Source organism: Streptomyces spongiicola, from assembly GCF_003122365.1.
GTDB classification, from domain to species: domain Bacteria; phylum Actinomycetota; class Actinomycetes; order Streptomycetales; family Streptomycetaceae; genus Streptomyces; species Streptomyces spongiicola.
In genome coordinates, this window is record NZ_CP029254.1 from 632,373 (window position 1) to 659,301 (window position 26,929).

Consider the following 26,929-nt stretch of genomic DNA (forward strand, 5'->3'; position numbering starts at 1 on the left):
CCCGACCGGTGGCGAACCGGCCGGGGGCAGCACCCACAGGGGGTTCCGGCGTGGCGAACGGCAGCGAGGTCGTGCACGGCTTCCCGCATCTCGACACGGTGCGGGCCGCGATCACGGCGCTGCACAAGCGGCTCTCGTACGACGGCGTGCGGGCGTACGGGAGCAGCGTCCCGCCCGCGGACGTCGCCTTCGCCGACGGCGAGGACCTCCACCTCGGGGCGCAGCGGGTGGCCCGTGCGCTGGTCCGTCAGCTGCGGCTGCCGGATGCCCGGATGATCGTCGGCTTCCGGGAGATGCACCACGCCGCGAGCGTCGAACTCACCGCCGGCCCGGAGTACTTCATCGAACTCAACGACCGGTTCCGCCGCCATCGCCGCGACATCGGGGCGGCCCTCGCGCACGAGATCACCCATGTGCTGCTGCACCGGCTCGGGCTGGAGTTCCTCGGACTGCGGGACAACGAGATCCTCACGGACACGGTGACGACGTACCTCGGGGCGGGCTGGCTGCTGCTCGACGCCTATCGCGAGGACGGGGTTTCCAGCCAGAAACTGGGCTATCTGACCCCGGAGGAGTTCGGTTACGTCCTGGCCAAACGCGCACTGGTATTCGGCGAGGACCCGTCGGTCTGGTTCACCAGCCCGCAGGGCTACACCGCGTACACCAGGGGCAGGGACCGGGCGCTGCGGGACGGCCGGCAGCCCCCGCTCGCGGCGGCGGGGTGGAACGGGCGGCGCCGATACGCCAAGGACCGGCGGTACGCCGTGGAGCATCCGGGCTCGGCGCGGCCGGGGCACGGCTCCCCGTACGCCTTCGAGCACGCGCCGGGCGGCGGGCTGCGGGTGTCGTTCCCCTGCCCCACCTGCCACCAGCGGATCCGGGTGCCGGTACGCGGCCGGGTGAGGGCGCGGTGCGGACTGTGCCGGACGGTTCTCGAATGCGACACCTGAGGGGGCTTCCGCAGGGCGCTTTACACGAGCACCGTGGAGACCGAGGACGTCGGCAGACCGGTCCCCGGCCCGGCCGGAGAGCTCTTCGGGGGCTGTAGGGCGGCGACGCCGACGCGGTGGTGCGGGCGCCGCGGGCGGGAGCCCCGGCCGACGCGGTGGCGCGGGCGGGAGCCCCGGCCGACGCCGTCGACGGGGACGGCCTGACCGCGCTGTACACCGCCGCCGCCCGGGACCGGCCGGTCATGGTGCGTTGCTCTGCTGCGGGCGCGCCCGACCAGCGTCCGACGGGCCGGAGCTGCGCTGTGCGCGCTGCTGCGGCACGGCGCGGGCGCGGAGGACGCGCTGCCGAGCACGCGCGGCGGCGTCGACTCGAGGAGGAGCTGCGCGACCCGGCGAGGGCACGCGCGGAGCACGGGACGCTCGCGCCGGTGAGCCGCGTGCGGCGGTGGCGGAGGACGCGGGTCACGTGGTCCGGCTGCCCCGGACGGCGGCCGGGTCACCGGAGCCACAGCAGCGGCGCGCCGTGGGCGCTGCCGAGGAGGGCGGGACTGCGGAACCCGCGACGTCTGCGAGCGCGCCTGCGCACGGGACCGGACCGGGCACTGGCGAGCCGTGGCGGCCTCCAGCGCCGGCGGCGAGGAGTCTCCGCGCGGCGCCGCGGTGGGCGTGAGGACCGGCTGCGCAGTGCTCGCGCCGAGGCTGCCGACGACACGGATCGCCGGGCAGCCGTGCTGCGGAGCTGTCGCGAGCCCGCCACCCGAGGTGGACCGCGCGGTGGCGCGCTCGGCAGCACCGACCGGCGGGTACGCCTCGGCATCGCACCGGATCGAGGTCGCTTCACAGTGCGCGTGACGGGCTGGCCCGCGCACGCCGGACGGGTCGGCGTCATCGGGTGGGGCCCCGACGAGGGTCAGGCACCGACGCCGTCCTGCCGATTGACGAGGACCCCGCGATCCGGGCGCCGCTCCCGCGCCTGGACGAACGCCGTACCGCACGGCGGGTCAGCGGCGGCCCTGCGATGCGTCAGGCGCCGGGAGCCGCGCTGGCCCGCACTGGAGAGCGAGGCCCGCGGCACGCGTACTCACGACTCCCCGCGGTACGTGCACGACGGTGCGCGCGGTTGAGCGACTCCGAGCGTGACGCCGCGCGGAGGGCCCCCGGCCGCCGGGGCACAAGGCCCGCCCCAGTGCGCAAGGGCCGCAGGCCGCAGGCGAGGACGGCGGGCCGCAGCGCGCCCTCGCAGATTCCGGCGTGCGTCGGGGGGTCGCGCCCGCGCGTGGGCCCGCGCCGCCGCATACGATCGGACGAGACCCGGCCGCCGCTGCGAGCCGCGACCCAGCCCACCACCGCGCGCCGTTTCCGCGCCATCGCGCGAAGCCCGTCCGCGCGCCGCATAGCCTCGGCGAAGTCGCCTCCGTCATGCGCGCGGCCCGGGCGATCGCGTCACCCAGCCGAGCGGACAGCCCGCCGCGCGACGAGGTCAGGCCCAACACCGGCTGGCCGCGCGTCAGTTGCCTGCCGAGAACCAGCAGACGGCCCGCGACGTGTGACGACGGCGGCGGCCGCCGTCCCGCGGTCTCGGCCCGCCAGTGCGCCGCCGCGTGCTTCAGCGGCAGGAAGTGCCCCTTCAGATGGACCCGCACCACGCGTCCCAGTCGTCCTCGTCGAGGTTGACCAGCATCCGGTCGCGCAGGAAGCCCGCGTGTTGCCCGAGCGTGTCGAGCCGCCCGAAGGGCCGAGGCCGTCGCCACCAGCGAGGCGCGCCCCTCGGACGAGGCCACGTCGCCGGAGTGGCCACCGCCTCGCCGCCTCGGGCGCGGATCTCCTCGACGACGAGTCGGCCGGGCCGTCCGCCGGGCGTACCGTCCGGCCCGACGCCCAGATCGTTGACACGACCCGTGCGCCCTCCGCCGCGAACGCCAGCGCACGTGGGCGCGCCCAGCCCCCGGCCCGCACCCGTCACGGCCACGACCCGGCCCCGGCAGATCCCGGCATATGCGCTTCATCTCGCCCTCCTTGCGATCGGTGATGCCCGTGGGACCCGCGTGGGAGCCCGTGGGTGCGCCGGCCGGCGACCGGGGGAGCCTCCGTCGCGGCCGCGTCGCCCACCACCTCCTTCGCCGCCCCCGCCCCGTCGCCGTCGCGCCGCCGGTCGCCACAGCCCCTCCCGCCGCGCCCGCCGCGGCCGCGGCGCCGAGGTACGCGGGGCGCTCCCCTCCCCCGTGGACCAGCAGGGACGCCCCGCTGATGTAGGCGGCCCGGTCGGACGCGAGGAACACCGCCGCGTCGCCGATCTCGTCCGGCTCCGCGACACGGCCCAGCGGCACGGTGCGGCCCACCGCCGCGACACCGTGTTCGTCGCCGTAGTGGAGGTGCGACAGTTCCGTGCGGACCATGCCGGGCACGATCGTGTTGACCCGCACCTCGGGCGCCCACTCCACCGCCATGGTCCGGGCCAGGCTCTCCAGCCCGGCCTTGGCCGCCCCGTAGACGGCCGTCCCGGGTGACGGCCGGGTCCCGCTCACGCTGCCGACCATCACGACGCATCCGCGGGACGCGCGCAGCAGGCCGCGGGCGGCGAGCGAGGCGGTCAGCGGCGCCGTCAGGTTCAGCTCCAGCACTCGCGCGTGCCGCGCCGGGCCGCCGTCCCGCAGCAGCCGGTACGGCGCGCCTCCCGCGTTGTTGACCAGGACGTCGAGCCGGCCGTGGCGGTGGGCGACCCGGGCGAAGAGGTCCTCGACCGACGCCGGGTCCCGCAGGTCGACGGGCAGGAACCGGGCCGTGCGGCCGGCCGACCGGACGGGCGCGTCCGGTGGCCTGCGGGCGCAGACGACGACGTCCGCCCCGGCCGCCAGGAACGCCCGTGCGATGCCCGCGCCGACACCGCGGGTTCCGCCGGTGACGACGGCGACCCTCCCGTCCAGCTCCATCGGCTGCTACCTTCCTGACGAACAGTCACCTAACAAACGTTTGGTGGAAAGGTAGCTGATCCGGTGATGGGTGTCTCCACCGCGACCCCGGAGCGGGGCGTGTCCGTCGTGACGGCGGACTTCCCGCCCGTCAACGCCCTCCCCGTCCAGGGCTGGTACGAACTCGCCGGCGCCGTGCGCCGCGCGGGCCGGGACCCGGACGTCCGCTGTGTCGTCCTGGCCGCCGAGGGCCGGGGCTTCAACGCGGGCGTCGACATCAGGGAACTGCAACGCGACCCCGGGCACCGGGCACTCATCGGCGCCAACCGGGCCTGCCACGAGGCCTTCGGGGCCGTCTACGCGTGCGAGGTCCCCGTCGTCGCCGCCGTCCACGGCTTCTGCCTGGGCGGCGGGATCGGCCTCGCCGGGAACGCCGACGCCGTCGTCGCCTCCGACGACGCCGTCTTCGGGCTGCCGGAGCTGGACCGGGGAGCCCTCGGGGCCGCCACCCACCTCGCCCGCCTCGTCCCCCAGCATCTGATGCGCACCCTCTACTACACCTCCCGCACCGTGACGGCCGCCGAACTGCACGCCCACGGCTCGGTGTGGCGGGTCGTCCCGCGCGACGGGCTCCGTGCCGCGGCCCTGGAGCTGGCGCGCGAGATCGCCGCCAAGGACGGCCTTCTCATCCGGCTGGCCAAGGCCGCCATCAACGGCATCGACCCCGTGGACGTGCACCGCAGCTACCGGTACGAGCAGGGCTTCACCTTCGAGGCGGCCCTCGCCGGGACCGCGGACCGCGTCCGGGACACCTTCGGCAAGGAGGCATGACCCGTGGCGGACAAGACGATGACCGCCGACGACGTCGCGGGACGGCTGCGCAGCGGCATGACCCTCGGCATCGGCGGCTGGGGCTCGCGGCGCAAGCCGATGGCCCTGGTGCGGGCGCTGCTGCGGAGTGGGGTCACCGACCTGACCGTGGTCTCCTACGGCGGCCCGGACGTGGGGATGCTGTGCGCGGCGGGGCGGGTCCGCAGGCTCGTCGCACCGTTCGCGACACTCGACTCGGTGCCGCTGGAGCCCCACTTCCGGGCGGCGCGCGAGGCGGGCGCGATCGCGATGACGGAGCTGGACGAGGCGATGTTCATGTGGGGGCTGCACGCCGCCGCCAACCGGCTCCCCTTCATGCCCGTGCGGGCCGGACTCGGCTCCGACGTCATGCGGGTCAACCCGGAGCTGCGCACGGTCCGTTCACCGTACGGCGACGGCGAGGAGTTCGTCGCCGCCCCCGCGCTGCGCCTGGACGCCGCCCTCGTCCACCTCAACCGCGCCGACCGCCTCGGCAACGGCCAGTACCTGGGGCCCGACCCCTACTTCGACGACCTCTTCTGCGAGGCGGCGGACGAGGCGTATCTGTCGTGCGAGCGGCTGGTGGAGACGGGCGCGCTGACCGCTGACGCCGCCCCGCAGACCCTGCTCGTCCCGCGGCACGGCGTCTCGGGCGTCGTCGAGGCCCCGGGCGGGGCGCACTTCACCTCCTGCGCCCCCGACCACGCCCGCGACGAGGCCTTCCAGCGGATGTACGCCGCCACGCCCTGGGACGGGTTCGCCGGACGCTTCCTGTCCGGTCCGGACGAGCACGCCTACACCCGCGCGGTGCGGGCCTGGCACGAGGAGCGGCGGTGACCGCCGCCCGGCCCCCGGTCCCGGCGCCGTCCCGGGCCGAGTACTGCGTGATCGCCTGCGCCGAGGCGTGGCGCGACGCGGGGGAGGTACTGGCGAGCCCCATGGGGCCGATCCCCTCGCTCGGGGCCCGCCTCGCCCGGCGCACCTTCTCCCCCGACCTCCTGCTCACCGACGGCGAGGCGCTGCTCGTCGGGCCCGGCGGCGAGGTGGAGGGCTGGCTCCCGTACCGCCGCCATCTCACCATGGTCACCGGCGGCAGGCGGCACGTCATGATGGGCGCGAGCCAGCTCGACCGCCACGGCAACCAGAACATCTCCTGCGTCGGCGACTGGGCCCGGCCGGCGCGCCAGCTGCTCGGTGTGCGCGGCGCACCGGTCAACACACTCAACCATCCGGTCAGCTACTGGGTTCCCCGGCATTCGCGCAGGGTCTTCGTCGAGCAGGTCGACATGGTCTGCGGCGTCGGCTACGACCGGGCGGAGGGAGCGCGCTTCCACCGCATCCCGCGCGTCGTCACGAATCTGGGCGTGTTCGACTTCGAGACGCCGGACCGTTCGATGCGGCTGCGCTCCCTGCACCCGGGCGTGACCGTGGAGGAGGCCCGGGAGGCGACCGGCTTCCCGCTCGCCGTCTCCGGCCGCGGGCCCGTCCCGTGCACCCGCGAACCCACCGCCGAGGAACTGCGGCTCGTCCGCGAGGTACTCGACCCGGACGGACGGCGCGAGGGGGAGGTCGGTGCCCGATGAGGACGGCGCTCACCGAACTCACCGGTGCCCGCTTCCCCGTCGTCCAGACCGGCATGGGCTGGGTGGCCGGCCCCCGGCTGGTCTCGGCGGCCGCGAACGCCGGCGCCCTGGGCATCCTGGCCTCCGCGACGATGACGCCGGCCCGGCTGCGGCAGGCGGTCCGCGAGGTGAAGGGCCGCACGGACGCCCCGTTCGGGGTCAATCTGCGGGCGGACGCCGGGGACGCCCGGGAACGGGTGCGGATCATCGTGGACGAGGGCGTACGGGTGGCGTCCTTCGCCCTGGCCCCCTCCCGGGAGCTGATCGCGGAACTCAGGGACGCGGGCGTGGTCGTGATCCCCTCCGTCGGTGCCCGCCGCCACGCCGAGAAGGTCGCCGCCTGGGGCGCGGACGCCGTGATCGTGCAGGGCGGCGAGGGCGGCGGGCACACCGGGGACGTGGCGACGACCGTGCTGCTGCCGCAGGTGGTGGACGCCGTGGACATCCCCGTGGTCGCGGCGGGCGGTTTCCACGACGGGCGCGGCCTGGTGGCGGCGCTCGCGTACGGGGCCGCGGGCATCGCCATGGGCACCCGATTCCTGCTCACCTCCGACTCGACCGTGCCGGACGCGGTGAAGGCCCGCTATCTGGCGGCGTCCGTCGGGGACGTCACCGTCACCACCGCCGTCGACGGCCTGCCGCACCGGATGCTCCGCTCCGAACTCGTCGAGACCCTGGAACGGGCGGGCCGCGCCCGCGCCCTGCTGCACGCGCTGCGCAGGGCCGCGGGCTTCCGCGAACTCTCCGGTCAGTCCTGGCGGGAGACGGTCCGCGACGGCCTGGCGCTGCGGCACGGCAGGGATCTCTCCTGGAGCCAGGTGCTGCTCGCCGCCAACACCCCGATGCTGCTGCGGGCGGCGATGGTCGAGGGCCGCACCGACCTCGGCGTGATGGCGTCCGGCCAGGTCGCGGGCGTGATCGAGGATCTGCCGAGCTGCGCCGAACTGGTGGGCCGGGTGATGGCGGAGGCGGAGGGAGTGCTGCGCGGGCTGGACCCGGGGTCCACGGGCTGAGCCGCCCGGGCCGGGCGGCATACGCCGTGACCCGCTCGCCGCCCCTGGCCCGCCGCAGGGCCCCGGACCGGAAAGGCCCCGCGGGCCGTCCGGCTTCCCCGTCCGGTAACCCGTCCCCCCGCCCGGTTTCCCCGTCCCCCCGCCCGACTTCCCCGCCCGGTATCCCCGTCCCCCCGTCCGGCTTCCCCGTCCGGCTTCCCCGTCCGGGCCGGGACGGCCACGGCACCACTGCCCCGGGGCGGACGTCCGGCCTCGGCCGAGACCCGGAAGGGCGCTCGGGCGGCCGACCCGGACAGGTAAGTCAAGCCTTACCTTTCAGGCGACCTGCCCGCATAGTGGAAGGCCGGGCCGGGCCGGAAGGAGAACCACCCTTGTCGCAGTTCCATGCGGATGCCGTGCAGCAGGTCGAGAGGGAGCAGACACAGGTGACCGCCGTGTACGGGTTGCTGGACGAGCGGCTGACGGAGGTACGGGCCCAACTGGCGGACGTGCTCAGGTCGCCCGCCGCCGGCGCCGGCGAGGTGTACGCGCGCGAAGTCGCAGCGGAGCGCCTGGCGCGACGGCTCCGCCTGCTGGAGGGTGCCGAGGAAGGGCTGGTGTTCGGCCGGATCGACGGCGCCGACGGAACCGTCCTGCGCATCGGACGGATCGGCCTGCGCACGGGCGGGCAGGACCTGCCGCTGCTCGTCGACTGGCAGGCCGAGGCCGCACGGCCCTTCTACGCCGCCACGGCCGTCCACCCGATGGGGCTGCGGCGACGCCGTCATCTGCGCGTCGAGGACCGCCGGGTACGCGCGGTGAGCGACGAACTGCTGGACGGTTCCGCACCCGTCGCCGGCGACATCGTCGGCGACGGCCCGTTGGCGGAGGCGCTGGAGGCGCGGCGCACGGGGCGGATGCGTGCGGCGGTGGCGACGCTGCAGGCGGAGCAGGACGCGATCGTCCGCTCTCCGCACCAGGGGGTGACGGTGGTGCAGGGCGGCCCCGGCACCGGCAAGACCGTCGTCGCCCTGCACCGCGCGGCGTACGTGCTGTACGCGTCACCGAACGCCGCTGGGCGCGGTGTGCTGGTGCTCGGGCCGAACGCGCGGTTCCTCGACTACGTCTCCCGGGTGCTCCCGTCGCTCGGTGAGAACGACGTGGTCCTGACGACGTGCGGGGAACTGACCGGGGTGGTGCCCGCGGCGGTGGAGCCGTCCGATGTCGCGCGCCTCAAAGGGCGTTCGGAGCTGGCCGGGGCGCTGGCGGGACTGGTGCGCTCCCGGCAGGCACCGGGCGGAGGGCTCGCGATGCGTGTGGGGCGGGAGCGGGTCCGCCTGAAGGGCGCGGACGTCGCAGCGGCGCGGGAGGCCGCGGTGGCGAGCGGCCTGTCGCACAACCGGGCACGGGAGGTGTTCAAGGACCATCTGATCGGCGCTGTCGTGGCCGCGCTGCGGCGCGGCGCCGTCGAGGCCCTGGCGCACATCGACGCCGAGGTCGCCGAGAGCACGGGCGTGGATCTCGATGCCGCGGCCGAGGCCGACCTGCGGGCTCTCGGCTTCGACGGCGGGCCTGCCGTGGACCCGGCCGAGATGTTCGACGCGGACACGCTCCGCGACGGCCTCGTGGGCGACGCCCACGTCGAACGCGCGGTGGAGTCGCTCTGGCCGCGACTGACACCGGAGGCGGTCGTCAGCGCCCTGCTGACGGACCCTCACACGCCCGCCGGGTGTCTGCCGTCGTTCACGAGTGGCGAACGCGCCCGGCTGACGCGCTCCCCTGATGCCCCGGAGTCGTGGACCGATGCCGACGTACCGCTGCTGGACGAGGCGGCGGACCTGGTCGACGGGCCTGAGGAGGCAACGTTCGGGCACGTCGTCGTGGACGAGGCCCAGGAACTCACCGCCATGCAGTGGCGGATGGTGATGCGCCGCTGTCCGGCCAGGTCGATGACGCTGGTGGGCGACTTCGCCCAGGCGGGCCCCGCGACGACGGCGAGCGACTGGTCCCAGGCGCTGGGCCCGCATCTCGGCGGCCGGTTCGCCCTGCACACCCTGACCGTCGGATATCGCACGACCCGGGAGATCCTGGCGACCACCCACGGCCTGCTCGCGCGGATCGCCCCCGGTCAGACGCCGAGCCGGTCGATCCGCCGCGGCGATGCCCCCCGCAGCCTCACCGCGTGCCCGCGGACACTCGCCGACACCGTGGTCGAGGAACTCCGGGCGCAGTCGGCGGCACACCCGGGCGAACTGCGGGCCGTGATCTGCGCGGACGGCCTGGTCGGGGAGATGGCGTCCGCGGGCGTCGAACGGTGGGCGCGCCTCGTGCCGGCTTCCGAGGCCCGGGGCCTGGAGTTCGACGCGAGCGTGGTCGTCGGCCCGGAGGAGATCGTCGCGGCCCACCCCGGCGGCGAGCGGGAGCTGTACGTCGCCCTGACGCGTGCCACCAAGAGACTGTGCACGATCGCCGTGGCCGTCCGTCCCGCCTGACGGGCCGGACCGCCTCCCCGCCCGCCTCCCCGCCCGGCTCCGAGGCCGGCCCGCACCACGCGGGAGATCGGGGAGGGAGGGCATCGGGGACGCAGGACGTGCGGACGCGACGTGCGGACGCGACGTGCGGACGCGACGTGCGGACGCGACGTGCGGACGCGACATGGGGACGGGGGGCATGGGGACGAGGCATGGGGACGGGGCATCGGGGACCCGGCGCGGGCGCCCTGCGGCGGCCGACCCGGCACGGTCCCGGGTGGCTCGCCGCCCCTCGACCGGCCGCAGGGAGCCGCGGCACGAGGGACGGCAGGCGCCCCGACCGCCGGTAAGCCGCGTCGGGCGACGTTCCGCCCCGTCGCGACGTTCTCCCCGCCGCGCCGCCGCCGACGGGCAGACCCCGCCTGCCGCGGCGCTAGCGCGCCGCGGCCCTGCCACCCCTCGTGCCGCCCCTCGCCGCGCCCTGCGGCCGGTCCACGGCGCGTCCGTGCTTCTGCCGTGCGCCGTCCCCGGTACGCCCGGTGTCGCCGGCACGTCGGGCCTCCCCGGTACGCCCGGTGTCGCCGCGGGCCGCACGCCCGGTTCCGGCACGCCCGGAGTCGGCTGATCCGCCGCCCTGCTTGCGGCCGGCCCGTCCGGTATCGGCGGCGCCCCGCCGCCGGCCACCGGCCTCGGCGCGCCCGCCGTCACCTCGTCCGCCCCCGGTACGCCCGCCGGTGTCCTCGCGGACCGCCTCGGCGCGGCCTCCGCCGCCCCGCGGACGCCTGCGCTTCGGCCGGGACTTCGCGGCGGGAGGCTGCGGGGTGGGAGGTGCCTCGACCGTCACCGCCACACCCGACGGCTCCCGGGCTCCGGTCAGCCGGGCCAGCTCCTCGTCGCCGGACCTGACCGCGACGGTGCGCGGGGAGATTCCGGCGTCCGACATCAGCCGGGTCATCTCGCGCTTCTGGTCCGGCAGGACCAGGGTCACCACGCTGCCCGACTCGCCCGCCCTCGCGGTCCGGCCGCCTCGGTGCAGATAGTCCTTGTGGTCCATCGGCGGATCGACGTTGACGACCAGATCCAGATCGTCGACGTGGATGCCGCGGGCTGCGACGTTGGTGGCCACCAGTGCGCTGACCTGACCGTTCTTGAACTGGTCGAGGGTGCGGTTGCGCTGCGGCTGGGACCGGCCGCCGTGCAGACCGGCCGCTCGTACGCCGCTCGCCAGCAGCCGCTTGACCAGACGGTCCACGGAGCGCTTGGTGTCGAGGAAGAGGATGACGCGGCCGTCCCGGGCCGCTATCCGCACCGTGACGGCCTTCTTGTCCGTCTCGTCGGCGACGTGCAGCACATGGTGCTCCATGGTGGTGACGGCGCCGGCGGACGGGTCGACCGAGTGCACCACGGGGTCGCTCAGGAAGCCCCGTACCAACCGGTCGATGTTCCGGTCCAGGGTGGCCGAGAACAGCATGCGCTGCCCACCGGGCTCCACCTGCTTCAGCAGGGCGGTGACCTGCGGGAGGAAACCCATGTCGGCCATCTGGTCGGCCTCGTCCAGCACCGTGATCGCCACCTCGCCCAGGCGGCAGTCGCCGCGGTCGACGAGGTCCTGCAACCGTCCCGGGGTCGCCACCAGCACCTCGGCGCCGCGCCGCAGGGCACCGGCCTGCTTGCCGATCGACAGTCCTCCGACGACGGTCGCCAGGCGCAGGTTCACCGCGGTCGCGTAGGGGGTGAGGGCGTCCGTCACCTGCTGTGCCAGCTCCCGCGTGGGAACGAGCACCAGGGCGAGCGGAGCCCCCGGCTCCGCCCGGCGCCCGGCGGTGCGGGCGAGCAGCGCCAGCCCGAAGGCGAGGGTCTTGCCGGAACCGGTACGCCCGCGCCCGAGGAGGTCGCGGCCCGCGAGCGAGTTCGGCAGCGTCGCGCCCTGGATCGGGAACGGCGCCGTCACGCCCTGCGCGGCGAGGGCCTTCAGCAGCGCCGCCGGCAGGCCGGTCAGCTCCTCGAAGGCCAGGACGGCGGGCAGGGCGGGGACACGGGGCTCCGGGACGGTGAAGTCCTGCGGGGCCGTCGCGGGGCGGGCGCCGCCGGGCCTCTTCGGGGCCCGCTTCGCGGTGCGCTCGGCCGGCCGCCCGCGGGCGGGGCGTGCGGGGCGTGCGGAACGAGTCATGAATTGCCTTCCTGGTGCTGGGCACAGCACAAGCCGGGGCCCGCACCGCGAGGGTGCGGGCCCCGGCCGCGTGGTACGCGTCCCGAGGGTCAGGCGGGGACGATGTTCTCCGCCTGCGGGCCCTTCGGGCCCTGCGTGACGTCGAAGGTGACCTTCTGGCCCTCCTGGAGCTCACGGAAGCCCTGGGTGGCGATGTTGGAGTAGTGGGCGAAGACGTCGGCGCCGCCGCCGTCCTGCGCGATGAAGCCGAAGCCCTTTTCCGAGTTGAACCACTTCACGGTGCCGGTGGCCATAGTCATTCTCCTGAACAGGTAGGAGGCCCCATCCGGAGATGCCGGTGAAAACAATAAAAACGCCTGCGGATCATTCCCGTCAGGCGCGCATAAAGTTCATGGGTACCAAACTGCAACCCCCACAACGTAGCATGCTTCGGCGCGCACCCCCGGCTCCCGCGCACGGTGTGTCCCGCCGGGGGCGGCCGATCGCGGGCCGGGACAGGCCCGCGATCGGCCCCGCGCGGGAGCCCGGGCGCGATCCGGTCCTACACCCGTTCGATGATCGTCACATTCGCCTGACCGCCGCCCTCGCACATCGTCTGGAGCCCGAACCGGCCTCCCGTGCGCTCCAGTTCGTGCAGCAGCGTCGTCATCAGCCGGACACCGGTGGCGCCCAGGGGGTGCCCGAGGGCGATGGCGCCGCCGTTGACGTTGACGCGGGCCGGGTCGGCGCCCGTCTCCTTCAGCCAGGCCAGCACCACGGGGGCGAACGCCTCGTTGATCTCGACGAGGTCGATGTCGCCGATGGCGAGGCCGGTCTTCTCCAGCGCGTGCGCGGTCGCCGGGATCGGCGCGGAGAGCATCCGCACGGGGTCCTCGCCCCGCACCGAGAGGTGGTGCACCCGGGCGCGCGGGGTCAGCCCGTGCACCCGTACGGCGCGTTCGCCCGCGATCAGCATCGCCGCCGCGCCGTCGGACACCTGGGAGGAGCAGGCGGCGGTGATCGTGCCGCCCTCGACCACGGGCGGCAGGGCGGCCATCCGCTCCAGGGTGGTGTCGCGGCGCGGGCCCTCGTCCGCGGTGACACCGCCGCAGGCGACGGTCTCCCGCGCGAAGCGGCCCTCGTCGGCGGCGCGCACGGCCCGCCGGTGGGAGGCGAGGGCGTACTCCTCCATCTCCCGCCGGGAGACGCCCCACCTGCGCGCGATGAGTTCGGCGCCGTGGAACTGGTCGACGGGCGCGTCGCCGTACCGGGCCCGCCAGCCCTCGCTGCCGGCGAAGGGGCCCTCGGCCAGCCCCAGCGGCCCGACCGCCTGCCGGGAGGCGAACCCGATGGGGATCTGCGACATGTTCTGCACACCGCCGGCGACGACCAGGTCCTGGGTGCCGGACATCACGCCCTGCGCGGCGAAGTGCACGGCCTGCTGCGACGAGCCGCACTGGCGGTCGACGGTCACGCCGGGCACCTCCTCGGGCAGCCCCGCGGCCAGCCAGCTCGTCCGGGCGATGTCGCCCGCCTGCGGGCCGACCGTGTCGAGGCAGCCGAACACGACGTCGTCCACGGCCGCCGGGTCGATCCCGGAGCGGTGGAGCAGGGCCCGCAGGACATGCGCACCGAGATCGGCGGGGTGCACGGCCGCGAGACCGCCCCCGCGCCGGCCGACCGGGGTACGGACCGCTTCGACGATGAACGCCTCGGTCATCGGATCTCCGTAGGTTGTCAGGCGGCCCGGGAGGGCCGGATGCGGCTGGTCGGGTCCTGCCGGTCGTGGCTTCGGAGAAGTGGCCGTCCGGCTCCCCGATCACGCGGACCGCTTGACCTCGTCATCGAGACTCGTTCGTGGACGCCCCGGGCTCCGGGCCGGAGTGGGGGCGGGCTCCGGTCGCGTTCCCGGAGCCCCGTGGACGGGCGGGTCAGTCCCTCACGGCGATACCGTCCAGGACCATCGACAGGTACTGCCGGGCGATCTCCCCGGGGCCGTGGTGCCCGCCCGGCCGGTACCAGGACGCGGCGACCCAGACCGTGTCGCGGAGGAAGCGGTAGGTGAGCCGGACGTCCAGGTCGTCCCGGAAGGCACCCGACGCGGCCCCGCGCTCCAGCGTCCCGAGCCAGGCCTCCTCGAACCTCTGCCGGGAGTCGGCGAGGTAGCGGAAGCGGGGGCGGGCGGAGAGGTGCCGGGACTCCTTCTGGTAGATGGCGACGGCCGCACGGTGCCGGTCGATCTCCCGGAATGACTCGGTCACGAGCGCCTCGAGGGTCTCCCTGGGCCCGAGCCCGGCGGCGAGGACGGCGTCGTATCCCGTCCACAGCTCGTCGAGGAAGGCGGAGAGGATCTCGTCGACGATCGACTCCTTGGAGTCGAAGTGGTAGTAGAGGCTGCCCGCGAGCATCCCCGCCTCGTCGGCGATCCTGCGGACGGTGGTGGCACTGTAGCCGTGGGCGGCGAACACCTCGGCGGCCGTGCCGAGCAGTTCGCGGCGCCGTTCGGGCGAAGCGCTCACCTGGGTCTTCTTCTTGGTCGTGGCCACGTGTCCATTCTGGTCCCGCCGGGTCCCGCCCGGAGCCGCCCGCGGCGTCCGCGGCGTCCGCGGCGTCCGCGGCGTCCGCGGCGTCCGGCCGGGCCCGGACCCTCGCGGCGCCGGGTCCGGGGCGGATACCGCGCAGGCCCGGCCCGCGCCGGGCGGGCGTCGCGGCCGCTTCCGGCCCCGCGCACGCGCGATCCGGCGCGGGGGCCCCGGACAGCGCGGGTGCCTCGGGCACCGTGGACACCGTGGACACCGTGGACATCCCGGGCCCCTACGGGTGCTGGGAGCTGACGGACACGGTCTCGCCGGTCATGTACGAGGAGTACCCGCTGGCGAGGAAGACGATCACGTTGGCGACCTCCCAGGGCTCCGCGTACCGGCCGAACGCCTCGCGGGCGGTGAGGTCCCGGAGCAGTTCGGCGGACGCGGCCCTCACCAGGTGCGGATGCATCGCGATACTGGGGGCCACGGCGTTGACACGGACCCCGAACTCCGCCGCCTCGACGGCCGCGCACCGGGTGAGGGCCATCACCCCGGCCTTGGCGGCCGCGTAGTGGGCCTGCCCTGCCTGGGCCCGCCAGCCGAGGACGGAGGCGTTGTTGACGACGACGCCCCCGCGGCCGGAGTCCCGGAAGGCGCGCAGTGCGGCCCGGGTGCAGCGGAAGGTGCCGTTCAGGGTCACGTCGAGGACGCGGGACCACTGGTCGTCGGACATGTCGACCAGCGCGGCGGTCCCGCCGAGCCCCGCGTTGTTGACGACGACGTCGGGGCCGCCGTGCAGGCGCGCCGCTTCGCCGAACAGGGCCCGCACCTGGGTCTCGTCGGTGACGTCGCAGAGCAGTGAGGCGACGGCGTCCGGACCGAACTCGGCCGCGAGCGCCTCCTCCGCCTGCCTCAGCCGGCGGGCGTGCGCGTCGGCGATGAGGACGCGCGCGCCCTCCTCCAGCAGGCGCCGGGCGGTGGCTCCGCCGATCCCGGCCCCGGCCGCCGCGGTGACGACGGCGGTCCGGCCGGCGAGGAGGGCGTGCCCCGGGACGTACTGAGCCTTGTTGTCCGTCACATCGGCACGTTAACCTACCAAACACTTGTTAGGGAACCGAGGTGCGCTGATGGACCTGACGCACACGGCGGACGAGGACGCGTTCCGCGCCGAGGCCCGCGGCTGGCTGCACGCGCACGTCCCGGACACCCCGCCGCCCTCGCTGGAGACCGAGGAGGGCTTCGCCGCGCACCGCGCGTGGGAGGCGGAGCTGCAGGCCGGCCGCTGGTCGGCGGTGGCGTGGCCGGAGCGGTACGGCGGCCGGGGCGCGGACATCTTCCACTGGCTGGTGTTCGAGGAGGAGTACTACGCGGCGGGCGCTCCCGGCCGGGTGTCCCAGAACGGCATCGGCCTGCTGGCCCCGACCCTGTTCGAGCACGGCACGGAGGAGCAGCGGGCCCGGATCCTGCCGCCCATGGCGAGCGGTGAGGTGGTCTGGGCCCAGGCCTGGTCCGAGCCCGAGGCCGGCTCGGACCTCGCTTCGCTGCGTTCCCGCGGGGTCCGCACGGCGGGCGGCTGGCTGCTGTCCGGGCAGAAGACGTGGTCGTCGCGGGCGGCGTTCGCGGACCGGGCGTTCGGCGTCTTCCGCACCGCGCCGGACGGGGAACGGCCCCACCGGGGCCTGACGTATCTGATGTTCGACCTGCGGGCGCCCGGGGTCACGGTCCGGCCGATCAACCGGCTGGACGGGAAGCCCGCGTTCGCCGAGGTGTTCCTCGACGAGGTGTTCGTCCCCGACGAGGACGTGATCGGCGAGCCGGGGCAGGGCTGGCGGATCGCCATGTCGACGACGGGCAACGAGCGCGGCCTGACGCTCCGCTCCCCCGGCCGCTATCTGGCCGCGGCACGGCGCCTGGTCGGGCTGTGGCGCGCCACCGCCGACCCGTCCGACACGGCGCTGCGCGACCGAGTCGCGGACGCGGTGATCGGGGCGCGGGCGTACCAGCTCTTCACGTGCGCCGGGGCCTCCCGCTTCGCCGCGGGCTCGGCGATCGGCGCGGAGTCGAGCCTGAACAAGGTGTTCTGGTCCGAGTACGACATCGCCCTGCACGAGACGGCCCTCGATCTGCTGGGCGCGGAGGGCGAACCCGCGGACGGACGGGACGGCTGGGCCGAGGGGTACGTCTTCTCCCTCGCGGGACCGATCTACGCGGGTACGAACGAGATCCAGCGCGACATCATCGCCGAGCGGTTGCTGGGCCTGCCGAAGGGGCGCCGCTGATGCGGGGCGTCCCGCGCGGGCGCGGGCGCGGTCCCGTTCCGCGTACCGGGTGGGGGACGGGGCGTCCCGCGCGGGCGCGGGCGCGGTCCCGTTCCGCGTACCGGGTGGGGGACGGGGCGCCCCGCGCGGGCGCGGGCGCGGCACGAACCAGGCTCCGGCCGGCCGGCAGCTCGCGACGCGTCCCGGGCGGCCGCGGTGGTGCGGCCCACCGGGCGCCGGACGGCCCCCGGGGCGGCCCACCGCACCGCGCGACCGGCAGGACCGTGCGACCGGCAGGACCGTGTGACCGGCCGGGGAGAGGGAGGCGCACCGTGAGGTTCCTGCCGACGGACGAACAGCGCGCGTTCACCCGGTCGTTGCACACGATGCTGACGGCGGCCCGCCCACCGGCGGCCGCCCGCGCCTGGGCGGCCGGGGACCCCGCACCGGGGCGCGCCGTCTGGACCGGCCTCGCGGAAGCGGGAGTGTTCGCGCTGGCCGTACCGGAGAACCACGGCGGCCTCGGCCCGCTCCCGGCCGAACTGGCCCTCGCGTTCGTGGAGCTGGGGCGCCACGCGGTACCGGGTCCGGTGGTCGAGACGGTCGCGGCGGCGGCGCTGCTGACGGCCCTGGGAGACCCGGCACCGGCGGAACGGCTGCTGCCGGGCATCGCGGCGGGCGAGGTCATGACCACCCTGCGGCTGCCCGGCACCGGACCGTACGCCCTGGACGCCGACGCGGCGACGAGCGTCCTGGTGGTGGACGCCGCCCCCGCCGTCCCCGGGCCCGGTTCGCCCGGCGACAGCGACGCCGACGCCGACGCCGACGTGAAAGGACACGCAGACGCAAGCGAAGGCGCACACGGCGGCGACCACGCCCGCGACAGGAACGGGAAGGGGACCGGGAAGGGGACCGGGAACGGAGCCGGGGACGCGTCCCGCCCCGGACCGAAAGCCACCCGCCCGCCGACCCTGCGGATCGCGCCCGGCCACGGCCCGGTCCGGGCGTCGGCGGACCCGGTGCGCCGGCTGTCCGTGCCGGAGGGGGGCGGTGAGGTGCTGGCCGCCGGCCCCGGCGTGGCGGCCGCGGCGGCCCATGCCGAGGACTGGGCCAGGCTGGCCACCGCCGCCCAGGCCCTCGGCGCGGGGCTTGCGCTGCTGGACCGGACCGTGGAGCACGTCGGGCGGCGCGCCCAGTTCGGTGTGCCGATCGGCTCCTTCCAGGCGGTGAAGCACCGGCTGGCGGACACCCTGATCGCCCTCGAGTTCGCCCGGCCGCTGGTCCTCGGCGCCGCCGTCACCATGGCCCGCGCCGACATCGCCGCGGCGAAGGTCGCGGCCGGGGAAGCCGCGTACGGTGCCGCCCGTACGGCCCTCCAACTGCACGGCGCGATCGGCTACACAGAGGAGCTGGACCTCGCCCTCTGGCTGCGCAAGGCACGGCCGCTGCGGGACGCCTGGGGGACCCCCGCGCAGTGCCGGGCTGCGGTCCTGCGGCCGTAGGGGCGCGTCGCGGGCGTCCCACCCGTCAGTGAGCGTCCGGCACGCACTCCCCCGTGCCCCTACGGGAAAGGAGGGTCTGCAAGGTTGAGCGGTACGGAGGTGTCCGCGGGCCCGGCGGGTGGGTGACGCAGCGTGTCCGCAGCCGTTGGTTGTCGGCATGACGAAGGCCGAACCCTTACAAGAACCGGACCATCCGTCTATTCGGCACATCCGACACCGGTGACGCCTCGACGACCCACCCACCGCGGCTGTCGTCCGCTGACGTTGCCGTCAGCCAACCCAGAAGGGCCGGCGACGGGTTTCTACTCCGCTCGGGTGACCTGGGCGTGGTCGGTGAAGACCCGTCTGAACAGGTCGTGGCCGGTGCGTCCGGAATGGCGGAGTGCCCAGTCCTGTGCGGCTTCCTGCTCGGCGTGGGGTCCGGATTCGGCTCCGCAGTTGGCAGCGGTGCAGAACGCCTCGTAGGTGATGCCGCCTTCGGGCGCGTGGCAGATGGTGTGAACGACGTGCCGGTATACAGCGCGGGGGCTCATTGGTGGCCCTCCGGGTGGCGTCGCAGGTAGACGTTGCAGTCGCTGACGGTGGTCATATCGCCGACCACGCGAGCCCGGTCGCGCACGTTGGCCAACTCCGCGCACCCCGCACAGCCCTCTACGGGTACCGGCTCCACCTCCAGGCGCAAGGGGAGTTCAACTGGCGGGGTCGAGTACCTGGTCGGCTCCGTCACTGCACATCGCCACCTCTCGAACATCACATGGCCGACCTCTTGACAGTTCGGCGCTCTAGTTCAGTATTCGAGTGACCGAAGCACTCCCGCTACAGTTCGCAGTGCACTAGTGTGCCCTCACTGACATCACGTCAACTCGACAGAAGGGCAAGCCTTATGCCCAGTCCCAAGACGTTCACGAAGATCGCGGATCACTTCCGGGAGCGCATCCTGTCGGGAGAGCTTGAGCCCGGCGCCAAGCTGCCGACGAACCGGGAGATCGCCGGCCAGTGGCAGGCCGCGGCCGCCACGGTCTCGCGGGCCTTGCAGGCTCTCCAGGTGGAGAACTTCATCCGCACCACCCCCAGGGGCACCTACGTCGCCGACGACCCTCGCTGGACGTTGTCAGCGCGGGACCGGCTGACCCGGGTCCAGCGGGTGAAGTCGTTCCTGGCCGAGGGCGAGACGAGCCGGGTGACGGCCGCCGAGCTGATCATCCCGCCGCTGTACGTGGCGGAGATCTTCGATCTGGAGGCCGGGGATCAGGTGGTGCGGCGCGAGTGGCTGGCGGGCCGGGGCAAGACCCGGACCGTGTTCGCGGTGACCTGGTACCCGGCCCCGTTCGCCGCCCTCGTGGCGGATCTGCTGAACACGGCCCCGGGCCGCAATCACGGACTGTCCACCCGGGTTCTGGAAGCCACCGGGCGCACGATCACCCACGCCCGCGACGACATGCACGCCCGCCCCGCCGACGCCCGAGAGGCGAGCGCGCTGGGGCTGCCGGTCGGCTCTCCGGTCCTGGCCGGCGTCCACCGCTGGTCGGACACAGAGGGGATCATCGAGTACGGGGAATGGTGCCTGCCGCCCCGCTTCACCATCGGCTACGACTACCAGCCCTGACCGATCCACACGAAGCGCCCCCGGAAGCCGGCCTGCGACCTTCGGGGACGCCGTCGCGTGGATGTCCGCGACGGTCAGATTGCAGGTCGTCTGGTGCTGGGCGAAGGAGCGGTTCTGCCGTATCTGGGTGGTCGACTCGTCGTTGCCGAGGAGAGTCATGCCCGGCTTGAGGGCTCCGGCTTCTATCCATTGCTCTTCCGAAGGGCTCCAGAACGGGTGGTCGTAGGCTGCCGTGAGCTTGCGCGGGCCGGCCGCGGGTGGGAATCGTCAGCTTCAGCTCGTTGAAGCGCTTGTCGTCCTGGGTGATGATCTGGCCTGTCACCTCTCGGACGGCTGTGCGCCGCGTGGCCGGTCGGCGGAGACCTCCCACGGGCGGTGATGCTACGTGCGCGTACCGTCACTGCCGGAGATGCCGCGACGCCCGCCCATCATCCGGTCGGGGACGGGGGCAGGCGCCGCGTCTGTTCCGTACGCCTTTGTACGGGACGTCTATGGGGGACCGTCAGCGCGGTCCGCGGTGTTCGCCGGGTCAGACCGTCAGGGCGCGGTCCGTCGGGCGGATGGGGGCGGGCAGTTCGCTCGCGCCCGTGAGGTAGCGGTCCACCCCGCGTGCCGCGGAGCGGCCCTCGGCGATGGCCCAGACGATGAGGGACTGGCCGCGGCCCGCGTCGCCGGCGACGTAGACGCCGTCGATGTTGGTGGCGAAGTCCGCGTCACGGGCGATGTTACCGCGCTCGTCCAGTGCCAGGCCGAACTGGGTGACCAGGCCGTTCTCGACGTCGGTGCCGGTGAAGCCCATGGCGAGGGTGACCAGCTGGGCGGGGATGGCCCGCTCCGTGCCGGGCTTCGGGGCGGGCCGGCCGTCGGCGAACTCGACCTCGACGAGGTGCAGCGACCGGACGTCGCCGTTCGCGTCGCCCTCGAAGTGGGTGGTGGAGACGGAGTAGACCCGCTCGCCGCCCTCCTCGTGCGCGGACGTCACCTTGTAGAGCATCGGGAACGTCGGCCAGGGCTGGCCGGTGCCGCGCTCCTCGCCCGGGCGGGGCATGATCTCCAGCTGGGTGACGGAGGCGGCGCCCTGGCGGTGGGCCGTGCCGACGCAGTCGGCTCCGGTGTCGCCGCCGCCGATGACGACGACGTGCTTGCCCTCGGCGGTGATCGGCGGGGTGACGAAGTCGCCTTCGACGACCTTGTTGGAGAGCGGCAGGTACTCCATCGCCTGATGGATGCCGTTCAGTTCGCGGCCGGGCACCGGCAGGTCGCGCGCGGTGGTGGCACCGGCGGCGATGACGACCGCGTCGAAGCGCTTGCGCAGGTCCGTCGCCGTCAGGTCGCGGCCGATCTCGATCCCGGTGCGGAACTTGGTGCCCTCCGCGCGCATCTGCTCGATACGGCGGTTGATGTGCCGCTTCTCCATCTTGAACTCGGGGATGCCGTAGCGCAGCAGACCGCCGACGCGGTCGGCGCGCTCGTACACGACGACGGTGTGGCCGGCGCGGGTCAGCTGCTGGGCGGCGGCGAGGCCCGCCGGACCCGAGCCGATGACCGCGACGGTCTTGCCGGACAGCCGCTCCGGCGGCTGCGGTGTCACGTCACCCGTGTCCCACGCCTTGTCGATGATCGAGACCTCGACGTTCTTGATGGTGACGGCGGGCTGGCTGATGCCGAGGACGCACGCCGCCTCGCAGGGGGCGGGGCAGAGCCGTCCGGTGAACTCCGGGAAGTTGTTCGTGGCGTGCAGCCGCTCGCTCGCCGCCTGCCAGTTCTCGCGGTAGGCGTAGTCGTTCCACTCGGGGATGAGGTTCCCGAGCGGGCAGCCGTTGTGGCAGAACGGGATACCGCAGTCCATGCAGCGCCCGGCCTGCTTGCTGATGATCGGCAGCAGGGAGCCGGGGACGTACACCTCGTTCCAGTCCTTGACGCGCTCGGCGACGGGCCGGGTCTCGGCGACCTCGCGGCCGGTGGTCAGGAAGCCCTTGGGGTCAGCCATGGGTCGCCGCCTCCATCATCTTCTCGGTGGTCTCCCGCTCGGAGAGACCGGCGAGCTCAGCGGCGTCCTTGGCGGCGAGCACGGCCTTGTACGTGATCGGGATGATCTTGCTGAACCGGTCCGCGGCGGCGGGCCAGTCGGCGAGGAGCTTCTCGGCCACGGTGGAGCCCGTCTCCTCGTGGTGGCGGCGCACGACGTCGTGCAGCCACTCCCTGTCGGCCTCGCCCGGGGTCTCGACGGCGTCGGCGTTGCCGGCGTTGACGTTGTCCTCGTCGAGGTCGATGACGTAGGCGACACCGCCGGACATGCCGGCCGCGAAGTTGCGTCCCGTCTCGCCGAGGACGACGGCGTGGCCGCCGGTCATGTACTCGCAGCCGTGGTCGCCCACGCCCTCGGAGACCACCAGCGCACCGGAGTTGCGGACGCAGAAGCGCTCTCCGGTGCGGCCGCGCAGGAACAGCTCGCCGCCGGTGGCGCCGTAGGCGATGGTGTTGCCCGCGATGGTCGAGTACTCGGCCAGGTGGTCGGCGCCGCGGTCGGGGCGGACGACGATCCGGCCGCCGGAGAGGCCCTTGCCGACGTAGTCGTTGGCGTCGCCCTCCAGGCGCAGTGTGACGCCGCGCGGCAGGAAGGCGCCGAAGGACTGGCCGGCGGAGCCGGTGAAGGTGATGTCGACGGTGTCGTCGGGCAGGCCGGCGCCGCCGTACCTCCTGGTCACCTCGTGGCCGAGCATGGTGCCGACGGTCCGGTTGATGTTGCGGATCGCGACCTGTGCGCGGACCGGCTGGGCCTCCTCCGCGGTGGCGGCGGACAGCGCGTCCGCGGCCAGCCTGATCAGCTCGTTGTCCAGGGCCTTCTCGAGGCCGTGGTCCTGCTCGACGAGCTGGTGGCGGACGGCGCCCTCGGGCAGGTCCGGCACGTGGAACAGCGGTGCCAGGTCCAGGCCCCGGGCCTTCCAGTGGTTCACGGCCCGGGTGGTGTCCAGCAGCTCGGCGTGGCCGACGGCCTCGTCGAGGGTGCGGAAGCCCAGCTCGGCGAGCAGTTCGCGGACCTCCTCGGCGATGAACTCGAAGAAGTTGACGACGAACTCGGCCTTGCCGGTGAAGCGCTCGCGCAGGACGGGGTTCTGCGTGGCGATGCCGACCGGGCAGGTGTCCAGGTGGCAGACGCGCATCATGATGCAGCCGGAGACGACGAGCGGCGCGGTGGCGAAGCCGAACTCCTCGGCGCCCAGCAGCGCGGCGATGACGACGTCGCGGCCGGTCTTCAGCTGGCCGTCGGTCTGCACGACGATGCGGTCGCGGAGGCCGTTGAGCAGCAGCGTCTGCTGGGTCTCGGCGAGGCCGAGTTCCCAGGGGCCGCCGGCGTGCTTCAGCGAGGTGAGCGGCGAGGCGCCGGTGCCGCCGTCGTGGCCGGAGATGAGGACGACGTCCGCGTGGGCCTTGGAGACGCCCGCGGCGACCGTGCCGACGCCGACCTCGGACACCAGCTTCACATGGATGCGGGCGGCCGGGTTGGCGTTCTTGAGGTCGTGGATCAGCTGCGCCAGGTCCTCGATGGAGTAGATGTCGTGGTGCGGCGGCGGGGAGATCAGTCCGACGCCCGGGGTGGAGTGCCGGGTTTTGGCGACCCACGGGTAGACCTTGGGGCCGGGCAGCTGGCCGCCCTCGCCGGGCTTGGCGCCCTGGGCCATCTTGATCTGGATGTCGTCCGCGTTGACCAGGTACTCGGACGTCACGCCGAAGCGGCCGGAGGCGACCTGCTTGATGCTGGAGCGGCGCGCCGGGTCGTACAGGCGCTCCGGGTCCTCGCCGCCCTCACCGGTGTTGGACTTGCCGCCCAGCTGGTTCATGGCGATGGCGAGGGTCTCGTGCGCCTCCTTGGAGATGGAGCCGTACGACATGGCGCCGGTGGAGAAGCGCCTGACGATCCCGGCGGCCGGCTCGACCTCGTCGAGGGGGACGGGCGGGCGGCCGGACTTGAAGCCGAACAGGCCGCGCAGCGTCATCAGGCGCTCGGACTGCTCGTTCACCCGGTCCGTGTACTTCTTGAAGATGTCGTACCGCCTGGTGCGCGTGGCGTGCTGCAGGCGGAAGACGGTCTCCGGGTCGAACAGGTGCGGCTCGCCCTCGCGGCGCCACTGGTACTCGCCGCCGATCTCGAGCGCACGGTGCGCCGGGGCGATGCCGCTGGCCGGGTAGGCCTTGGCGTGCCGGGCGGCGACCTCGGCGGCGATCACGTCCAGGCCGGCGCCGCCGATCTTGGTGGCGGTGCCGTCGAAGTACTGGGCGACGAAGGCGTCGTCGAGGCCGACGGCCTCGAAGACCTGGGCGCCGCGGTAGGAGGCGACGGTCGAGATGCCCATCTTGGACATGACCTTGAGGACGCCCTTGCCGAGGGCCTTGATCAGGTTGCGGATCGCCCGCTCGGGCTCCAGGCCGTCGATGAAGGTCCCGGCGCGCAGCAGGTCCTCCACGGACTCCATCGCCAGGTACGGGTTGACCGCGGCGGCGCCGTAGCCGATGAGCAGCGCGACGTGGTGCACCTCGCGGACGTCGCCGGCCTCGACCAGCAGGCCCACCTGGGTGCGCTGCTTGGTGCGGATGAGGTGGTGGTGGACGGCGGAGGTGAGCAGCAGCGACGGGATCGGCGCGTGCTCGGCGTCGGAGTGCCGGTCGGAGAGCACGATCAGCCGGGCGCCGCCGTCGATGGCGGCGTCGGCCTCGGCGCAGACCTCGTCCAGCCGGGCGGCGAGGGCGTCGCCGCCGCCGGAGACCCGGAAGAGGCCGGACAGGGTGACGGCCTTCATGCCGGGCATGTCGCCGTCGGCGTTGATGTGGATGAGCTTGGCCAGCTCGTCGTTGTCGATCACCGGGAACGGCAGGGTTACCGAACGGCAGGACGCCGCGGTCGGCTCCAGCAGGTTGCCCTGCGGGCCGAGGGAGGAGAGCAGCGAGGTGACGAGTTCCTCGCGGATGGCGTCCAGCGGCGGGTTGGTGACCTGCGCGAACAGCTGGGTGAAGTAGTCGAAGAGCAGCCGCGGGCGCTCGGACAGGGCCGCGATCGGCGAGTCGGTGCCCATGGAGCCGATCGGCTCGGCGCCGGTGCGGGCCATCGGCGCGAGCAGGACGCGCAGCTCCTCCTCGGTGTAGCCGAAGGTCTGCTGGCGGCGGGTGACCGAGGCGTGGGTGTGGACGATGTGCTCGCGCTCGGGCAGGTCGCCCAGCTCGATGATCCCGGCGTCGAGCCACTCCTCGTAGGGGTGCTCGGCGGCCAGTGCGGCCTTGATCTCGTCGTCCTCGATGATGCGGTGCTCGGCGGTGTCGACGAGGAACATCCGGCCGGGCTGGAGGCGGCCCTTGCGGACGACCCTGGCGGGGTCGATGTCCAGGACGCCGACCTCGGAGGAGAGGACGACCAGGCCGTCGTCGGTGACCCAGTAGCGGCCGGGGCGCAGGCCGTTGCGGTCGAGGACCGCGCCGACCCGGGTGCCGTCGGTGAAGGTGACGCAGGCCGGGCCGTCCCAGGGCTCCATCATCGTGGAGTGGTAGCGGTAGAAGGCGCGCCGGGCCGGGTCCATGGAGTCGTGGTTCTCCCACGCCTCGGGGACCATCATCAGCACGCTGTGGGGCAGCGAGCGGCCGCCGAGGTGCAGCAGTTCCAGGACCTCGTCGAAGGAGGCGGAGTCGGAGGCGTCCGGGGTGCAGACCGGGAAGATCCGCTCCAGGTCCCTCTCTCCGAACAGCTCGCTGACCAGCTGCGACTCCCGGGCCCGCATCCAGTTGCGGTTGCCCCTGACGGTGTTGATCTCACCGTTGTGCGCCACGAAGCGGTACGGGTGGGCGAGCGGCCAGCTCGGGAAGGTGTTGGTGGAGAACCGGGAGTGGACCAGGGCCACGGCGGTGGCGAAGCGGCGGTCCGAGAGGTCCGGGAAGAAGGGCTCCAGCTGGCCGGTGGTCAGCATGCCCTTGTAGACGACGGTGCGGGCGGAGAGCGACGGGAAGTAGACGCCCGCCTCGCGCTCGGCGCGCTTGCGCAGCACGAACGCCCTGCGGTCGAGGGCGAGGCCGCTGATCCGGCCTTCCGCGGAGCCTTCCGCGGAGCCTTCCGCGGAGCCTTCGGCCCGGGAGGCGGCGCCGCTCACGAAGAGCTGACGGAAGACGGGCATCGTGGAGCGGGCGGTGGCGCCCAGCAGCTCGGGGGCGACGGGGACGTCGCGCCAGCCCAGGACGTCCAGGCCCTCCTCGGCGGCGATCGTCTCGATCCGCGAGACGGCCTGGTCCTCGGCGCCCTGGGGGATGAAGGCGATGCCGACGGCGTACGAACCGGCCTCGGGGAGTTCGAACCCGGCGACCTCGCGCAGGAAGGCGTCGGGGACCTGGAGCAGGATGCCCGCGCCGTCGCCCGAGTCGGGCTCGGAGCCGGTGGCGCCGCGGTGCTCGAGGTTGCGCAGTACGGTCAGCGCCTGCTCGACCAGCTCATGGCTGGCAACACCGGTGAGGGTGGCCACGAACCCGACACCGCAGGCGTCGTGTTCGTTACGGGGGTCGTACATCCCCTGCGGGGCGGGGCGACCGTCCATGGGCGACCAGGCGTCGGAACGCATCGGCTCTCCCGTCGTCGTCGTGGCATATGGCGGTGCCGAGGGACGACGTTGGCCCTCCGCTGAAATTTCGTGCAGGTTACATGATGGAGTGCTTCTCGGGAAGCGGACAACCCATTCCAGCATGCGGACACCGCGCAATGGGATCTGGTAGCGGCGCGGATGGGGCGGGTGCGGACGGATCGGCTTGGGATCGGTGTCCGCGGGCCCGGATACAGAGCAGGCGTCGTTGCCCGCAGCGCTTGTGGCTCATGCCCGGCGGTCATGGATTCGAAACCGCCGGGTAACGGCCCATGATGTGTGGCCAAGGACAAGTGTCGCATCTCACGGCCCGATAGGGGAGCAGGGCCGCGACGAGAAACACGTCACGGCCTCCGGAAGGATCTCCCGGAGGCCGCGGGCACGGTCCGCCCGTCGGGGAGCGGTGCCCGGCGCGGTGCATCGCCGGGCGCCGGACCGGCCTCGTGACGGGCCTACTCGGCGGTTCGGCGGCACACGTCCCA

General features: G+C 74.0%; 18 protein-coding genes and 2 pseudogenes. 9 read left to right on the forward strand and 11 right to left on the reverse strand.

Annotated features, from left to right (window positions below; genetic code table 11):
- Positions 1 to 50 precede the first annotated feature (50 nt).
- Positions 51 to 950, forward strand: a complete 900-nt coding sequence (locus DDQ41_RS02655; RefSeq protein WP_109293011.1) for a hypothetical protein — start codon at positions 51 to 53, stop codon at positions 948 to 950.
- A gap of 1,379 nt (positions 951 to 2,329) precedes the next feature.
- On the opposite strand, the pseudogene DDQ41_RS33200 reads toward DDQ41_RS02655, so the two are convergent.
- Together DDQ41_RS33200 and DDQ41_RS02670 are read right to left on the reverse strand one after the other, a co-directional pair.
- Positions 2,330 to 2,937, reverse strand: a pseudogene (locus tag DDQ41_RS33200) (SDR family NAD(P)-dependent oxidoreductase); the annotation flags it as partial.
- Between the two features lie 199 nt (positions 2,938 to 3,136).
- A pseudogene (locus tag DDQ41_RS02670) lies at positions 3,137 to 3,880 on the reverse strand (SDR family oxidoreductase); the annotation flags it as partial.
- A 66-nt stretch (positions 3,881 to 3,946) separates the two neighbouring features.
- On the opposite strand from DDQ41_RS02670, the gene DDQ41_RS02675 reads away from it, so the two are divergent.
- The 5 genes from DDQ41_RS02675 to DDQ41_RS02695 all read left to right on the forward strand — a co-directional run bounded on the left by DDQ41_RS02675 (position 3,947) and on the right by DDQ41_RS02695 (position 9,814).
- Complete coding sequence (locus DDQ41_RS02675; protein WP_109293012.1) at positions 3,947 to 4,690, forward strand: enoyl-CoA hydratase family protein; 744 nt, start codon at positions 3,947 to 3,949, stop codon at positions 4,688 to 4,690.
- Positions 4,691 to 4,693: 3 nt separating this feature from the next.
- Entirely contained in the window at positions 4,694 to 5,545 is an 852-nt protein-coding gene (locus DDQ41_RS02680) for a CoA transferase subunit A (RefSeq protein ID WP_109293013.1), read from the forward strand.
- Positions 5,542 to 6,291, forward strand: a complete 750-nt coding sequence (locus tag DDQ41_RS02685; RefSeq protein WP_109293014.1) for a CoA-transferase subunit beta — start codon at positions 5,542 to 5,544, stop codon at positions 6,289 to 6,291. Before DDQ41_RS02680 ends, DDQ41_RS02685 begins: the two co-directional genes overlap by 4 nt.
- Positions 6,288 to 7,343, forward strand: a complete 1,056-nt coding sequence (locus tag DDQ41_RS02690; protein WP_109293015.1) for an NAD(P)H-dependent flavin oxidoreductase — start codon at positions 6,288 to 6,290, stop codon at positions 7,341 to 7,343. Before DDQ41_RS02685 ends, DDQ41_RS02690 begins: the two co-directional genes overlap by 4 nt.
- Before the next feature lie 371 nt (positions 7,344 to 7,714).
- Complete coding sequence (locus DDQ41_RS02695; RefSeq protein ID WP_109293016.1) at positions 7,715 to 9,814, forward strand: HelD family protein; 2,100 nt, start codon at positions 7,715 to 7,717, stop codon at positions 9,812 to 9,814.
- A 412-nt stretch (positions 9,815 to 10,226) separates the two neighbouring features.
- Here the strand turns inward: DDQ41_RS02695 and DDQ41_RS02700 are convergent, their stop codons facing one another.
- The 5 genes from DDQ41_RS02700 to DDQ41_RS02720 form a co-directional block, all read right to left on the reverse strand.
- Positions 10,227 to 11,963, reverse strand: coding sequence for a DEAD/DEAH box helicase (locus DDQ41_RS02700; protein ID WP_109293017.1), 1,737 nt, complete (start codon positions 11,961 to 11,963; stop codon positions 10,227 to 10,229).
- 89 nt (positions 11,964 to 12,052) lie between these two features.
- Positions 12,053 to 12,256 carry a cold-shock protein gene (locus DDQ41_RS02705; RefSeq protein WP_017947512.1) on the reverse strand — a complete coding sequence of 68 codons (204 nt, stop codon included), beginning with the start codon at positions 12,254 to 12,256 and terminating at the stop codon, positions 12,053 to 12,055.
- Between the two features lie 248 nt (positions 12,257 to 12,504).
- Positions 12,505 to 13,662, reverse strand: coding sequence for an acetyl-CoA C-acetyltransferase (locus DDQ41_RS02710; protein ID WP_109293018.1), 1,158 nt, complete (start codon positions 13,660 to 13,662; stop codon positions 12,505 to 12,507).
- 211 nt (positions 13,663 to 13,873) lie between these two features.
- Complete coding sequence (locus tag DDQ41_RS02715) at positions 13,874 to 14,488, reverse strand: TetR/AcrR family transcriptional regulator (protein WP_109293019.1); 615 nt, start codon at positions 14,486 to 14,488, stop codon at positions 13,874 to 13,876.
- A gap of 268 nt (positions 14,489 to 14,756) precedes the next feature.
- Entirely contained in the window at positions 14,757 to 15,545 is a 789-nt protein-coding gene (locus DDQ41_RS02720) for an SDR family oxidoreductase (RefSeq protein ID WP_109293020.1), read from the reverse strand.
- 49 nt (positions 15,546 to 15,594) lie between these two features.
- Here DDQ41_RS02720 and DDQ41_RS02725 point away from each other — a divergent pair, with 49 nt between their 5' ends.
- Both DDQ41_RS02725 and DDQ41_RS02730 read left to right on the forward strand, forming a co-directional pair.
- The gene (locus DDQ41_RS02725; protein WP_109293021.1) at positions 15,595 to 16,746 is read left to right on the forward strand and encodes an acyl-CoA dehydrogenase family protein; all 1,152 of its coding nucleotides are present in this window, start codon (positions 15,595 to 15,597) and stop codon (positions 16,744 to 16,746) included.
- A gap of 311 nt (positions 16,747 to 17,057) precedes the next feature.
- Positions 17,058 to 18,227: an acyl-CoA dehydrogenase family protein gene (locus DDQ41_RS02730; RefSeq protein ID WP_109293022.1), complete on the forward strand. Its 1,170-nt coding sequence runs from the start codon at positions 17,058 to 17,060 to the stop codon at positions 18,225 to 18,227.
- A 302-nt stretch (positions 18,228 to 18,529) separates the two neighbouring features.
- On the opposite strand, the gene DDQ41_RS02735 is transcribed toward DDQ41_RS02730, so the two are convergent.
- Together DDQ41_RS02735 and DDQ41_RS02740 are read right to left on the reverse strand one after the other, a co-directional pair.
- Entirely contained in the window at positions 18,530 to 18,760 is a 231-nt protein-coding gene (locus tag DDQ41_RS02735) for a DUF7848 domain-containing protein (protein WP_109293023.1), read from the reverse strand.
- Complete coding sequence (locus tag DDQ41_RS02740) at positions 18,757 to 18,954, reverse strand: hypothetical protein (RefSeq protein WP_109293024.1); 198 nt, start codon at positions 18,952 to 18,954, stop codon at positions 18,757 to 18,759. Before DDQ41_RS02740 ends, DDQ41_RS02735 begins: the two co-directional genes overlap by 4 nt.
- Positions 18,955 to 19,110: 156 nt before the next feature.
- Here DDQ41_RS02740 and DDQ41_RS02745 point away from each other — a divergent pair, with 156 nt between their 5' ends.
- Positions 19,111 to 19,833 (forward strand): GntR family transcriptional regulator, encoded by a 723-nt coding sequence (locus DDQ41_RS02745; protein ID WP_109293025.1) that lies wholly within the window; start codon positions 19,111 to 19,113, stop codon positions 19,831 to 19,833.
- Between the two features lie 529 nt (positions 19,834 to 20,362).
- On the opposite strand, the gene DDQ41_RS02750 is transcribed toward DDQ41_RS02745, so the two are convergent.
- Together DDQ41_RS02750 and gltB are read right to left on the reverse strand one after the other, a co-directional pair.
- Positions 20,363 to 21,823, reverse strand: a complete 1,461-nt coding sequence (locus DDQ41_RS02750; RefSeq protein ID WP_109293026.1) for a glutamate synthase subunit beta — start codon at positions 21,821 to 21,823, stop codon at positions 20,363 to 20,365.
- Positions 21,816 to 26,429 (reverse strand): glutamate synthase large subunit, encoded by a 4,614-nt coding sequence (gene gltB / locus DDQ41_RS02755; protein WP_109293027.1) that lies wholly within the window; start codon positions 26,427 to 26,429, stop codon positions 21,816 to 21,818. Before gltB ends, DDQ41_RS02750 begins: the two co-directional genes overlap by 8 nt.
- Positions 26,430 to 26,929 lie beyond the last annotated feature (500 nt).

Coding starts and splice junctions, on each gene's coding strand:
- DDQ41_RS02675 (WP_109293012.1), top strand. CDS start 3,947: ATGGGTGTCTCCACCGCGACCCCGGAGCGGGGCGTGTCCGTCGTGACG.
- DDQ41_RS02690 (WP_109293015.1), top strand. CDS start 6,288: ATGAGGACGGCGCTCACCGAACTCACCGGTGCCCGCTTCCCCGTCGTC.
- DDQ41_RS02700 (WP_109293017.1), bottom strand. CDS start 11,963: ATGACTCGTTCCGCACGCCCCGCACGCCCCGCCCGCGGGCGGCCGGCC.
- DDQ41_RS02705 (WP_017947512.1), bottom strand. CDS start 12,256: ATGGCCACCGGCACCGTGAAGTGGTTCAACTCGGAAAAGGGCTTCGGC.
- DDQ41_RS02710 (WP_109293018.1), bottom strand. CDS start 13,662: ATGACCGAGGCGTTCATCGTCGAAGCGGTCCGTACCCCGGTCGGCCGG.
- DDQ41_RS02725 (WP_109293021.1), top strand. CDS start 15,595: ATGGACCTGACGCACACGGCGGACGAGGACGCGTTCCGCGCCGAGGCC.
- DDQ41_RS02735 (WP_109293023.1), bottom strand. CDS start 18,760: ATGAGCCCCCGCGCTGTATACCGGCACGTCGTTCACACCATCTGCCAC.
- DDQ41_RS02745 (WP_109293025.1), top strand. CDS start 19,111: ATGCCCAGTCCCAAGACGTTCACGAAGATCGCGGATCACTTCCGGGAG.
- DDQ41_RS02750 (WP_109293026.1), bottom strand. CDS start 21,823: ATGGCTGACCCCAAGGGCTTCCTGACCACCGGCCGCGAGGTCGCCGAG.
- gltB (WP_109293027.1), bottom strand. CDS start 26,429: ATGCGTTCCGACGCCTGGTCGCCCATGGACGGTCGCCCCGCCCCGCAG.